At 31.7% G+C, this 14,001-nt stretch carries 8 protein-coding genes; 1 reads left to right on the top strand and 7 read right to left on the bottom strand.

Translation table 11 applies throughout. The annotated features are described in order from the left end of the window. Nucleotides 1-46 precede the first annotated feature (46 nt). The 4 genes from Q0842_RS00350 to Q0842_RS00365 form a co-directional block, all read right to left on the bottom strand. The gene (locus tag Q0842_RS00350; RefSeq protein ID WP_298492724.1) at nt 47-1,654 is read right to left on the bottom strand and encodes a S8 family peptidase; all 1,608 of its coding nucleotides are present in this window, start codon (nt 1,652-1,654) and stop codon (nt 47-49) included. An 18-nt stretch (nt 1,655-1,672) separates the two neighbouring features. Continuing rightward, nucleotides 1,673-2,542: an MBL fold metallo-hydrolase gene (locus Q0842_RS00355; protein ID WP_298492726.1), complete on the bottom strand. Its 870-nt coding sequence runs from the start codon at nt 2,540-2,542 to the stop codon at nt 1,673-1,675. Nucleotides 2,543-2,627: 85 nt separating this feature from the next. Further along, complete coding sequence (locus Q0842_RS00360) at nt 2,628-4,835, bottom strand: SulP family inorganic anion transporter (protein WP_298492729.1); 2,208 nt, start codon at nt 4,833-4,835, stop codon at nt 2,628-2,630. Continuing rightward, on the bottom strand, nt 4,832-5,680 hold the full coding sequence (locus Q0842_RS00365) for a universal stress protein (protein WP_298492731.1): 849 nt from the start codon (nt 5,678-5,680) through the stop codon (nt 4,832-4,834). The genes Q0842_RS00360 and Q0842_RS00365 overlap by 4 nt, the downstream gene beginning before the upstream one ends. Nucleotides 5,681-5,784: 104 nt before the next feature. Here Q0842_RS00365 and Q0842_RS00370 point away from each other — a divergent pair, with 104 nt between their 5' ends. After that, on the top strand, nt 5,785-7,638 hold the full coding sequence (locus Q0842_RS00370; RefSeq protein ID WP_298492734.1) for a sodium:proton antiporter: 1,854 nt from the start codon (nt 5,785-5,787) through the stop codon (nt 7,636-7,638). A 94-nt stretch (nt 7,639-7,732) separates the two neighbouring features. Here Q0842_RS00370 and Q0842_RS00375 read toward each other — a convergent pair whose 3' ends face one another. From Q0842_RS00375 to Q0842_RS00385, 3 genes are all read right to left on the bottom strand, one after another. After that, nucleotides 7,733-10,135 (bottom strand): glycoside hydrolase family 31 protein, encoded by a 2,403-nt coding sequence (locus Q0842_RS00375; RefSeq protein ID WP_298492737.1) that lies wholly within the window; start codon nt 10,133-10,135, stop codon nt 7,733-7,735. Between the two features lie 322 nt (nt 10,136-10,457). Continuing rightward, on the bottom strand, nt 10,458-12,365 hold the full coding sequence (glgB, locus tag Q0842_RS00380; RefSeq protein ID WP_298492740.1) for a 1,4-alpha-glucan branching protein GlgB: 1,908 nt from the start codon (nt 12,363-12,365) through the stop codon (nt 10,458-10,460). 3 nt (nt 12,366-12,368) lie between these two features. Further along, complete coding sequence (locus Q0842_RS00385; RefSeq protein WP_298492743.1) at nt 12,369-14,000, bottom strand: trehalose synthase; 1,632 nt, start codon at nt 13,998-14,000, stop codon at nt 12,369-12,371. Between the last annotated feature and the right edge of the window lies 1 nt (nt 14,001).

Consider the following 14,001-nt stretch of genomic DNA (forward strand, 5'->3'; position numbering starts at 1 on the left):
ATGCCAATTAAATGACATTATAAACAACCTTGAAATTTATAAAAAATTAATTTGCCATTTTAGCGGCCATAATTAATGCATTGTAAGCATTCGCCATTTTAGCAGATTTACTTAAGTCTGCAAAATGTCTAATATCTTCTGAGTTTCCACCTACAATTACTTTAGTGTTTATGGCTAAACCAGAATCCATAATAATTTGTTTTACTTGTGCGGCACTCAAACTTGGGTAATAAGAGCGAATTAAAGCAGCTATACCTGCAACAGCTGGTGCAGCCATAGATGTTCCTCCTTTAGTGTCGTATTCATTTTCAGGAGTTGTAGAATATACACTTGCTCCTGGAGCAAAAACATCAACATTTTGCTTTCCGTAGTTTGAAAAACCAGCAACCATACTAGACCCATATTTTGGAGCTAAAGCACCAACTCTTATATAAGTATTTGAAACTTCTTTACCATTAATATTATCATCTGGAAAATTAGGTTCTGTGTCAACATCTTTACTGTCATTACCGGCAGCATGAACAAAAACCACATCTTTTTGTCCGGCGTAAGCAATAGCATCACGCACCCAATCACTATGCGTTGAGTAGCTTTTACCAAAACTTCCGTTTATAACTTTAGCTCCATTGTCAACAGCATAACGAATAGCTAAGGCAACATCTTTATCATATTCATCACCATTAGGTACGGTTCTTACACTCATTATTTCTACATTGTTTGCAACACCGTTTGCACCTTTTCCGTTATTACGTTCTGCAGCAATAATACCAGCAACGTGTGTTCCGTGGCTTTCAGTTTTCTTAACGGGTTTTACATTGCCATTACCATAATATTTTGTAGACATATCATCTGGGTTATCGCCAGTTACACGTCCTTTTAATTCTTTATTTAGGTTGTAGTTTAAACGGTCGTTAATACTTTCTAAACTACTTTCAATTTGTTTTACCGCATCAGCCATAGAATCCATACCATTGCTAAACATGTAATTTGCAATTTGTTGTGCTTGTGCTAAAGTTTCATCTTCGGTTTTAATAGCACTCACTTCTTTTTTAGTGTAGTCTTTTTTACCAAAATGCTTTGTTAAGGTTTCATCTGCAGTTTTAATTTGCTGAAATATTTGCTCATATTGTGTTTTTCTACCTAGCCATTTTTGATACTCTGTATCATACTCTGCCTTTGCATTAGCGTAATCTGGGTTACTGGTGTCTCCGCTTGCTAATATTCTAACAAATTCTAATTGTTCATTATAGCCATCACCTAAAAAATTCCATCCATGAACATCATCAACATAGCCATTATTATCATCGTCTTTTCCGTTATTTGGTATTTCTCCCTTATTGGTCCAGATAACGTCGTCTAAATCTTCATGATCGATATCAATTCCAGAATCAATTACGGCAACTATTACTTTTTTCCCTTTTTTGTTTTTAATAACTTCTGCATAAGCTTTATCAACACTCATTCCCGGAATGGTGTCTTTTACTAAATCTAAATGTCCCCAATTATGTTTTTCTGCTTCAGTTAGTTCAGAAACTTTTAATGGTGAGGTATCAATATTTTCAACAGGTGTTGATAAGATAGCCGCAGTTCCTCCACAGCCAGACATTAGGACTGCAATAAATGCAGACGTTGCTATTAATTTAATTGTTCTCATGGTATTATTTGAATTAGTCTATAAAAATTTTAAGAATATATCTTGCGCGGTGTAAACTTCTTTTAGTCTAACACCTTTTTCTGTTTGTTGTACGGTTATAATTTCGTTATGTGCATCGTGCTCTAAAAATAAATAGAAATTATGTTTTGCAGCCATATTTAGAAAGTTTTCTTTTTCATCTAGAGTCAATAATGGTCTAGTATCATATCCCATTACATAAGGAATTGGTAAATGCCCAACAGTTGGTAATAAGTCGGCCATAAAGGCTATAGTTTTATCTTGATATTTTATTAACGGAATCATTTGTTTATCGGTATGTCCATCTGCAAAAAAGATATCAAAGCCAAGGTTAGAATTTTTAAGTAAATTATTTTCTGGAAGTGCTGTAAATTTTAATTGACCACTTTCTTGCATTGGTAAGATGTTTTCTTTTAAAAATGATGCACTTTCCCGCCTGTTTGGCTCGGTTGCCCATTTCCAATGGTCTTGGTTACTCCAAAAATATGCATTTTTAAAAGCGGGTTCATAACCTGTTTTGTCTTTATTCCACTGTATACTGCCACCGCAATGATCAAAATGTAAATGCGTCATAAATACATCGGTAATATCGTCGCGATGAAAACCGAATGATTTAAGTGATTTATCTAAACTAAAATCACCCCAAAGATTATAATAGCCATAAAATTTATCTGACTGTTTATTACCCATACCATTATCGATTAATATGAGACGATTTCCATCTTCAATTAGTAAACATCGCGTAGCAATATCAATCATGTTGTTAGCATCTGCTGGGTTGGTACGGCTCCAAAGTGTTTTTGGTACAACACCAAACATGGCGCCACCATCAAGCTTTAAATTACCTGCATTTATAGGGTATAAATTCATAGAATTGTAAAATTAAGAAATCTATATTAAATCCTTTAAAATGTTAAGAATATATTAAGAAAAGATTTACAATGAAACTGTGTTTTTAAACAGTTTGAATGACTTGCTTTAAGCGTTTGCCAAAATCGTATAAAGCTTTAATTTCTTTAATACTAGCAAGTCGCTCTTTTCCAAAAATAAGAATAGCACTACCGTTAGATTCTACATGGTAATAGGGGTTACTTTCAAAGAAATGTGTTACATCATCATTAAAAAATTTGGCAATGCCAGCTTCATTTTCACCTTTTAAATAAAAGCGATTAGAAAAATCGTCATGATTTTCAATAGGAATATCTTTATACCCAGCAAAAGCAGAAACTTTTTCTAAAAAACCTTCTTTATCTAAAGTGAATTCTGGAATTCTTTGATCTAAATTAATATGAAGCATGGTTTTTCTACCCTCTTCTTTAGCTATAAATTCACCTTCGGAAAATTCTATATCAAATACTGTAATATCATTATCTTTTTGTGATAATTTATTGTAAATATGATTGATATGTTTGGTTGAGAAAAATGAAAAACTATTTAGAAATGAAACGTTTTTTTTCTTTTTAGGATAGTACTTTAAATCATAGTCTTCTGCCAAAGTTTCCATATTAGTTTGGCGCCTTGTTAAACTATTTTTAATAATGTTTGGTACTGGTAATAAGCGTCTTGAGGCAAATGGATGTTTTGTTTCTGTATCATGTAAATCTAAACCTACTACTCCAAAATGCCCTCCTCTTTTATCAAATAATTCTTGATAATTGTTAATGTTTTCTAATACGGTATCATCAACAAAATCACATAAAGAAAAATCTACTATAACATCTTGATTTTCAGGAATTGCATCTAAATGTTTTTTTAATCGGAAATAATTTAAAAAACTACAAAAGTGTTTTACACTAACGTAATAATTGTCTTTATTACCATGTTCTTTGTACATTAAAACATTTGGTTTTAATAAATTTCTAAAAAACAAACCGTAACCAAGATGCCTATTAATAATAACGTGAATAATAAATGTGGCCAATACACCCGCCAATATACCCGTAATTAATCCTATTTTTAAAGTAACAATAAGTGTAACAAAAAAGATAATAAGCTGTTCTTTACCTATAGAAAACATTTTAGTAATAACTTTAGGTGAAGCTAATTTATAGCCTGTATATACTAAAATAGCCATTAAAGCGGGGAGTGGAATACGTGTTAATTGTGTACTAAAAAACACAATAAATAAAACTAAAAATAGTGCATGAAAAAAGTTTGAAGACCTATTACTTGCTCCTTGATTAACATTTACCGAGCTACGTGCAATAACCGTTACAACATTTAAACCACCTAATAAACCACTACCAACGGTAGCTAAACCTAATGCTTTTAAATCTCTATTTACATTAGAGCGTCGTTTTTCTGGGTCTAATTTATCAACGGCTTTAATACTTAAAAGAGACTCTATACTCGAAATTAATGTTAATGCTAAAACACTACCAAAAAAGGAAAAACTCCAAATACCACTAAAGTTTGGTGTGGGTAAATCTGCAATAATTTCTTGAATACTTGGAATTCCAGAAACCATATATTCTGGAGCAATTGGGTTAGGTTCGTGTAGGCCTATTTCAAAATAATAACTAAACCCTATAGAAAGTATAACAATCCACATAGGTGCGGGTATAAGTTGCAAATATTTATTCCTAACTTTTGAATAAAAAAGCATAATTGTTAAACTTAAAATACCGGCTAACGCAGCAAATATTAGACCTTTATTTTCGTAATGGACTGCATCATTTATAGTAAATGGAATTTCTAAAAGATAATCAATAGTATCGCCTCTTTTAATTTTATGAGCCAGCATTATATGAAACTGTTTGCCCAAAATAATTAAACCAATGGCTGCAAGCATTCCTTGAATAGCAGAAGATGGGAAAAAATCTGCAAGTGCACCCATTCTAAAAAACCCAAGTAGTAAAAGTAAAATACCAGAACACATAATTGCTACATAAGCACCCTCTAGGCCTAAAGTAGTTATTGCTACTAAAAGTACCCCAACTAAACCATTTCCTGGCCCAACAATAGTAACATGGCTTCCTCCTAAAATAGAAACAGTTATACCACCAATTACAGCAGCAATAATACCTGCAATTGGAGGAGCATCACTAGCCATAGCTAGTCCTAGGCCTAATGGCAATGCTATAAGACTAACCACAAAACCAGAAAAGATATTTTTGGGTAAGGTTTTAAAAAAATCTTTTATATTATTTTTTTTTGGACTCATTGAAGGATTAACACATCGGTTGGTAATTCGGTTAAAATATGCTCTATATCGTGCGGAAATAACCGGTCCCAAAATGTCATTTTTGATGGGCTATTCATAACTAATAAATCTGCTCTAGTAATTTGAGCATAATGCCCTATGGAATATCCGCGTTTACCAAAAATAGGTTGCAATTTTATGGTTTTATTTTTAGTTAACTCTTCAGGTATATGAGTAATTATTTCTTTTACTCTTGAGTTTTCTCTAAGCTTTATTCGCTCTTTATTTATAGTTGCTAGTCTAAGAGATTTATCATCATCAACTTTTACATGAATTTCTTCTTCTTCTATTTCTTCAACAATAGTGATTTTATTAGATTTAAGCTGGTTTGCTACATAAAAAGCAGTAGTTATAGTTTGTTCTGTTTTAGGGTCTTTTAAGCCATTTACTACAATATGTTTGCAGGCCATACGCTCTACAGCAGGTTTAATTAATAATAAGATAGAGCATTTTGCTTTACGAGTAATTTTTCTAGCAATAGAACCTACATAGTATTTTAAAATCTTTTCTCTTTGAACAGCTCCAAGAATCAATAAGTCTATCTTTTTTTGTTCTGTGGTTGAAAGTATAACGTTAACAGGGTCGCCAGTTTTAAAAATAACTTCATAATCTAATTTATCTTTTTCAAAACTTTTTAGAATTATGCTTAACATGTTTGTTTTTTCTTCAGAAGGTTCTCCAACATGAATTAAAAACAATTTTGCGCCAAAAAAAACAGAAAGCCTTGCGGCCTCAAAAAGGTTTGCTTTTAAGTTTGGAGAATATGCTACTCCAATTCCAATACTTTTAAAAGGCTTTAAAGACAAAGGTTTTACTAATTTTGGTGTAAAAGTTGAAAGATAACATTTTTTAAAAACAATAAATCATGTGTTTTACTTAAATTAGTGTTTTTATAAAAAATAATTAGCCTATGTTAGAACTTGCAGGAATTATCATTTTAGGAATATTAGCACAATGGGTAGCTTGGAAATTTAAAATACCCGCAATTTTACCTTTAATTTTAATTGGTCTTTTGGTTGGTCCAATAGCTGCAGAGTTTTTAAGTGAAGATGGCTCTAAATGGATTGAACCTATTTGGAATGGAAAAAAAGGGTTGTTTCCAGGAGAAGGCTTGTATTACTTCGTTTCTTTAGCTATTAGTATTATTCTATTTGAAGGTGGTTTAACCTTAAAACGATCTGAAATTAAAAATGTTGGCCCTGTAATTACTAAGTTAATTACACTTGGCTCTGCAGTTACTTTTTTTGGAGCTGGGGTGCTTGCCCATTTTATTTTTGGTTTAAGCTGGCAATTATCATTCTTGTTTTCTGGATTAATAATTGTTACAGGCCCAACCGTAATTACACCAATTTTAAGAAATATTCCGCTTAAAAAAGATATTTCAACAGTATTAAAATGGGAAGGCATATTAATAGACCCAATTGGCGCTTTGGTTGCTGTATTAGTTTTTGAGTTTATAAGTGTAGAAGGTGATAGTGGTTTTACAAAAACAGCATTAATTGAGTTTGGAAAAATTATTCTTTTTGGAACTACTTTTGGATTTACATTTGCTCATGCATTGGCATTTGCTATTAATAAAAAATTAATTCCACACTATTTATTAAATGTAGTGTCTTTATCTACTGTTTTATTGGTTTTTGTTGAATCTGAAATTTTTGCTCACGAATCTGGATTATTAGCGGTTGTTGTTATGGGTATGGTTTTGGGTAATGGAAAACTTCAAAATTTAAAAGAATTACTCTATTTTAAAGAATCTTTAAGTGTTTTATTAATTTCAATATTATTCATTTTATTAGCTGCAAACATCAACATTGAAGATATGTTGCTGCTTTATACCTGGAAAACAGCATTTCTTTTTGCTGCTGTAGTATTTATTATAAGACCTGCTGCAGTTTTTTTAAGCACTATGGGTTCAAAATTAAAAACTAATGAAAAAGTATTTATTAGTTGGGTTGGTCCAAGAGGTATTGTTGCCGCTGGTATTGCATCTCTTTTTGGTAGTAAGCTTTTAAAACAAGGTGTTGAAGGTGCAGAGTATATTACACCTTTGGTTTTTATGATTGTGTTAGGTACTGTACTTTTAAACGCGACAACAGCAAGATTATTTGCAAAATTAGTGGGTGTATTTCTTAAAAAATCTGAAGGTATTTTAATCGTAGGCGCATCAAAAGTTTCAAGATTACTTGGACATTATCTTGTAACTCACGGAAGACATGTGGTTCTTATAGATAGTAATGAAAAGAATATTGAAAAAGCTAAAGAATTAGGTTTAGAGGCAATTAGTACAAATATTTATTCTGATACTTTAATGGACAATATTGAGCTTAGTGATGTGGGTTACATTATGGCATTAACAGGAAATCCGGATATAAATAAATATGCTATTGATAAATTTAGTAAGCAATTTGGTGAAAATGGTTCATATAGATTAGTAACCACCCAAGAAATGTTAGATGATACTAACAACCCTAAAGAAGGTTTGTTTTCTCACAAGGATGATTATAGCGCTTTATTAGAGTTAACCAGAGCTTATCCATCGATTCAAGAAATTGATTTAGAAGATAAAAAACATTATGATAAGCTTATTACAATATCAAATGATGACCCAGAGATTATTCCTTTATTTGTGAAGGATAATGAAGGTGAATTTCACATTATCTCCTCCTATAATTTAGAAATTGAAAACATAGAAGCTGGGTATAAACTAGTGTATTTAGGAAAACCGTTTGATGTTGAGGAAGTTCCAACTGTAGATAATAAATAATAAAATACGTGTAATAAAGATTTTATTTTTAGTTCAATAAAAAAGCCTTTCTTCTAAAAGAAAGGCTTTTTTTAATTTAATTTTAAGGTTGTTTTTACCCTATAATGTGAAGTTCTGTAAACTCTTTAGTAAGAGTTAATGTATTTTCTCCATTAAGTTTTAAGTCTTTTAGTGGTATTACTACATTATCAACCTCAACCTCAGATATTTTAAATGGTAAGCCGTGTAAACTTAATTTAAATGTTTTATAAGTTGTTGTATACTTACCAGATTTATGCTGCTGAATAATTAATTCGTTTTTCTTACCAGATAACTTAAAGTCTCTTAGACTAAACCTTCCTTTAATATAGTCATAACCATCAGTAGCATCTTCATAAACTTGAGAGGTTTCTTTTCCTTCTTTATAATACACATCAAGTATCAATTCATCAATCGTTTTTTCACCTACATATTGCTGAATTGGGTATTTTGGTATAATAGCACCTTCTTTTACAAAAATTGGCATACTATCTAAATCGGCATCAACCCATTGTTCGGTTCCTCCTTTAATTATTTCATCAGTCCAGAAGTTATACCATTTACCAATAGGGAAATATAAACGTCTTCCTTTTTGGTTTGGTCCTGTTATTGGGCAAGCTAGTATTTTTTCACCAAAAACAAATTCATCATTTCTATAATGTGTTTGTGGATCGTGTTGATCATACAAAACAAGAGATTTTAAAATTGGAACACCCTCTTCGGCATATCTCCAAAATGCTGTATATAAATATGGTAGTAATTGATAACGTAATTCAATAAACTTTCTAACCACATCTGTAATGGTGGTTCCAAAAGCCCATGGTTCTTGATCGCCGTGGTCTCCAGATGAGTGTGTTCTACAAAATGGGTGGAAAATACCTAATTGAATCCAACGGGCATATAATTCACCATTTGGTTGTTCTGCAAATCCCCCAATATCAGAGCCAATAAATGAAAAACCAGACATACACATACGTTGTGCTTGTAAGTTTGCAATGGTTAAGTGGTCCCAGGTTGCAACATTATCGCCTGTCCAACTTGATGTATATCTCTGTGTACCAGAATAAGCAGCTCTAGTAATTACAAAAGGTCTTTTTGGATATGAGAACTTTTTTAAACCTTGATAAGTAGCTCGAGCCATTTGCATACCATAAACGTTGTGTGCTTTTCTATGGCTACAATGGTTTCCGTCGTAATCATGTCTTACATCATCTGGGAAAGTTTTTCCAGGAACATCCATTACTGCAGGTTCGTTCATGTCATTCCAAACACCTTTAACCCCTATATCTTCAACAAGTTCTTGAAATAAATTTGACCACCAATCTCTAACTTCAGGATTTGTAAAATCTGGGAAATAACACTCCCCGGGCCAAACTTTACCTTTCATATAAGGACCATCAGCACGTTTACAGAAATAATCTTTTTCAAGACCTTCTCTAAATACAGAATAATCCATATCTATTTTAATCCCCGGGTCTATAATAACAATAGTTTTAAAACCATCATCAGCTAATTCCTTAACCATACGTTTTGGATCTGGAAAATACTCTTCACTCCAAGTAAAGCATCTAAAACCTTCCATATAATCGATATCTAAATAAATAGCATCACAAGGAATTTGTAATTCTCTAAACTTAGCTGTAATTTCTTTTACGTTAGATTCTGGATAATAGCTCCATTTACATTGGTGGTAACCTAAGGTCCAAAGAGCAGGCATTTCATGAGGTTTACCAGTTAAATCTGTATAGTTTGCAACAACATCAGACATTTCTGGACCATAAATAAAATAGTAGTTCATTTCACCACCTTGTGCCCAAAAACTTGTAATATTTCTACGTTCGTTACAAAAATCAAAAAACGATCTAAATGTATTATCAAAAAATATTCCGTAAGATTTTTTATTGTGTAATCCTGTATAAAACGGTATCGTTTTGTATATAGGGTCGGTATCTCTTCCATATGCATAAGAATCTGTTACCCAATTTTCAAAACGCTTTCCTTTTAAATTATTATCAACAGGTTTATCTCCTAAACCATAATAACTTTCACCTGGTTGAGCGGTCTTAGACATTTTTACAATATCTCCACCAAACTGGTAACTTTCTTCCCAATGAAAACCAAGTTCATCTTCACATATTAAAGATTTATCCTTAGCATCATAAATAGAAGTACGTAAATCTAATTTAGAAATGTGACAAATTAGCTTTGCTGTAGTAATAATATAATTTTGATCATTTTCGGTAACTTCAAGGTGATTATACCCTCTGCTAGCATATTTTGTTATAGCATAAGAAAAATCATTTTCAAAAATACCTGTTGTAGTAAACCTAAAACGAAGGATGCTATCTCTACGCACAGTAACTTCTAAAACTACTCCGTTTGCTGTAGTAAAAGATAGTACATTAAGATTCTTTTCGTATGAAACTATTTTGGATGGAAATAAGTTTCCTTTATATTCTAATTCTGTATTTAATATCATAAAATGATGTAATCAATATTAATAGACGAAAATACTAAAATTAAAAGACCTTGGATATCACTTTTTATTAAAAAATCGCAATAAATTTTGAATAAAACCAAATAATAACTTGTTAAATTGTGGATAATTTAAAGGTTTGTAAAACAGCCGTTTTTTATTACCTTATACAGACTTAGTTTTTGTCTTAAAACATTGATATAAATTAGTTTAAGCTTTTGTGTGATTTTTTTAAATAACAGATGTAATAAATATAAAAAAACACCAGTTAGTCAATAAATATTGAAGCTAACTGGTGTTTTTTACTTTTAAGGTGTTTTTAATTTTATTTAAATTTAAAAATGGTAACCGCTAGTGGTGGTAATGTAATTTCTGCTGAATAGTCTTTACCATTCCATGGGTCTTTTTTAATAGTAATTTGTTTTTTGTTAGTAATTCCACTACCTCCAAATTCTTGGGCATCACTATTAAATATCTCAAGAAGTTTACCCTTTGTTGTGACACCTATTTTATATCCTTTTCTTACTGTAGGTGTTAAATTACAGACTACAACTACGTTTTCATCTTCCTTATAACCTTTTCGTATATAAGAAATTACACAATTTTCATGGTCGTCGTAACTTATCCATTCAAAACCTTCTCCACTAAAACCTTTTTCATAAAGAGCGGGCGTATTTTTATAAATTGCATTTAAAGATTTATAATAGTTTTGCATGTCTTTATGAGGCTTAAATTCTAACAAATTCCAATCTAAGCTTTCTTGAAAATTCCATTCGTTATACTGCCCAAATTCACTTCCCATAAATAATAGCTTGGTTCCTGGGTGTGTAAACATATAACCGTATAATAAACGAAGATTAGCAAAACGTTGCCACTCATCACCCGGCATTCTTCCTAAAATAGAATTTTTCCCATAAACGACTTCATCATGTGATAAAGGCAGCATAAAGTTTTCGGTAAATGCATAGGCTAAACTAAAAGTAATATCATTTTGATGATATTTCCTATAAACAGGGTCTTTTGCAAAATACTCTAAAGTGTCGTGCATCCAACCCATCATCCATTTCATTCCAAAACCTAAACCACCTTCAAAAGTAGGTTTAGATACCATTGGAAATGCAGTAGATTCTTCTGCAATGGTCTGAACGTCTGGAAAAGAGGCATAAATCTCTTCATTTAATTCTTTAAGAAAGCTTATAACGGCTAAGTTTTCTCTTCCGCCATAAATATTTGGTTCCCATTCGCCATCTTCTCTTGAGTAATCTAAGAATAGCATAGACGCTACGGCATCTACACGCAAGCCATCAGCATGATATTGATCCATCCAAAAAACAGCATTACTAATCAAGAATGAACGTACTTCATTTCGTTCATAATTAAAAATTAAACTTTTCCAATCTTGGTGATATCCTTTGCGTTTATCTGGGTGCTCGTATAAGTGCGAACCATCAAAAAAGCCTAATCCATGAGCATCTTCTGGAAAATGTGATGGTACCCAATCTAAAATTATTCCTATTCCAGCTTGATGTAGTTTATCTACTAAATATTTAAATTCTTCAGGATATCCAAAACGCGACGTAGGTGCAAAATAGCCAGTTATTTGATAACCCCACGATGGGTCGTATGGAAATTCCATAATAGGCATAAGCTCTACATGTGTAAAATTCATGTCGCTTACATAGTTTACCAGATCATCAGCTAATTCGTAATATGATAAAAAACGATCTTCTTCTAAATGTCTTTTCCAAGATCCTAAATGGACTTCGTAAACAGAATAAGGAGCATCTATAGCGTTATTCTTTTTACGTGTTTTCATCCAGTCTTTGTCTTTCCACTTATAATTATCATCCCATACTATAGATGCAGTATTTGGGTTGTGTTCAAAGCGTCTAGCATAAGGATCTGCTTTTTCTGTTTTAATATCGTTATTATGACTTTGTATTTTGTATTTGTAAGTAGCACCTTTTCCAATTAAAGGAATAAAACCTTCCCAAATACCACTCGAATCCCAACGCACATTAAGTTGGTGTTCGCCTTCCATCCAATAATTAAAGTCTCCAACTACAGAAACTTGCTTAGCTGTTGGTGCCCAAACGGCAAAATATACACCGTCAATACCGTCAACAGTTACAAGATGTGAACCAAATTTTTCATATAGTCTAAAATGCTTTCCAGCTTTAAAAAGGTTAATATCAAACTCGGTAAATAAACTGTGAACTTTTACTTGTGCCATAAATTAATGATTTATAATATTAGATATTCCTTTTAAAGGAATGACTGCCCATTGCGGACGAGAGTTGAGCTCGTAACCCAACTCGTAAACTGCTTTTTCTAATAAGCAGTATTTTAATATAAATATACGTTCTTGATTGTATCCTAAATTTAAATTTGCATTTTGAGTTTCTGTAACATAGGTACCCAAAAATAAACCTGTAATATATCTATACAAAACCTCAGAGGCTTGAAATAAAGATTCTTGTGTTGCTTTATAATGCGTTTTGCTATTATTAAAAACTGTGGCGTAAATGGCATAATGAAAAGACCTAAATAAACCAGCAACATCTTTTAAAGGCGGCTGCTTTACTTTTCTATCTCGTATAGTGCTTTCTGGTTCACCTTCAAAATCAAGAATGTAATAGTCATTATCTTTTACTAAAACTTGGCCTAAATGATAATCGCCATGAACTCTTATGCGTTCGCCTTTCAGTTTTGTCCAATCAAAGTCTACAAAACGTTTTCGTATAGTGTTTTTGTTTTCAAGAAGCTCTTTTGCTAATATTAATGCTAATCCGTCTAATTTATCTAAGCTATTTTCAATAATATTTAGCCTATTTTGAAACTGATAAAGCATTTTGTTTTTTAACCATACTGTGTAGTCACCATTGTAATGTTCTGGTGTAAAAGCTGTTTCTTCAAACTCTGAACCTAATGCTATATGCATTTCTGCAGTACGTTTTGCTAACGTTTTAACTTGATTAAATAAATTTAATCCAGCCCAATCTATAATTTGAGGTGGAATGTTTTCAATAGTTAAGCGCTGATATAATGCAGTATTTGGCAAGTTTTCAATGCTTATCTTTTTTTGCTCTAAATTTAAAAATACTTTGTGTAATTCTTTTAGCATATAATCCCAAGCATCACCTTCGTTAGGAATCATTTCTTGCATCAAACCTATGGTAATATTTGTGTTTTCTGAATCTACTAAATTAATACTCCCTAAATATGAAGGGGTGTTTTTAAATTCTTTTTTTTCAGAGAGAAAACGACTCATTTCATAGTCTGGGTTTTTATCCCCAAAAATGCGTCTAAAAAACTTTAATACATATTTTTCGTTATAGACAATAGAAGTATTGCTTTGCTCTAAACCCATGAACCTTGACGACTCATAAATTACATTATTAAACAAATGGCTTTTATGATATTGTACTTTTGTAGTGTCTTTTGGGGTTGCAGTTGCAATACGTTCAAAAACTAATTTTCTGAATGATTCTAAATTTATTGCATCAATAATATAGCCTTTTTGATTATTGATGCTAATAGGTAAAATTCTGTCTTTTTTTGCAAAATTTTCATCTGTTACAAAAGCTATTGGTAAAAAATAATGTTGATAAAAGGCTTCGACAAAATCAACTTCTAGTATAAGGCCAAAATAAACTTCACCATGTTGTTGAATTCTAAAATATTCAGCTAGTTCAATGTATTTTAATTGACTTGACTTGCCACCATACCAGCGTTGTTTAATAATGTAGGCCTCTAATACCTCAGAAAGAAACGTTTTAACAAACGCTTGATTTTCTAGTAAAACTTCCCAGGAGTCATTTGACTCAAAAAGGGGATTTACTGATGATATTGAGGCTTCTTCAGTCATA

The organism is uncultured Algibacter sp. (genome assembly GCF_947495675.1).
Classification (GTDB): Bacteria; Bacteroidota; Bacteroidia; order Flavobacteriales; family Flavobacteriaceae; genus Algibacter_B.

Excerpts from the sequence above, each read along its gene's own strand:
- Q0842_RS00350 (WP_298492724.1), bottom strand. The coding sequence starts at position 1,654 with ATGAGAACAATTAAATTAATAGCAACGTCTGCATTTATTGCAGTCCTA.
- Q0842_RS00355 (WP_298492726.1), bottom strand. The coding sequence starts at position 2,542 with ATGAATTTATACCCTATAAATGCAGGTAATTTAAAGCTTGATGGTGGC.
- glgB (WP_298492740.1), bottom strand. The coding sequence starts at position 12,365 with ATGGCACAAGTAAAAGTTCACAGTTTATTTACCGAGTTTGATATTAAC.
- Q0842_RS00375 (WP_298492737.1), bottom strand. The coding sequence starts at position 10,135 with ATGATATTAAATACAGAATTAGAATATAAAGGAAACTTATTTCCATCC.
- Q0842_RS00370 (WP_298492734.1), top strand. The coding sequence starts at position 5,785 with ATGTTAGAACTTGCAGGAATTATCATTTTAGGAATATTAGCACAATGG.
- Q0842_RS00385 (WP_298492743.1), bottom strand. The coding sequence starts at position 14,000 with ATGACTGAAGAAGCCTCAATATCATCAGTAAATCCCCTTTTTGAGTCA.
- Q0842_RS00360 (WP_298492729.1), bottom strand. The coding sequence starts at position 4,835 with ATGAGTCCAAAAAAAAATAATATAAAAGATTTTTTTAAAACCTTACCC.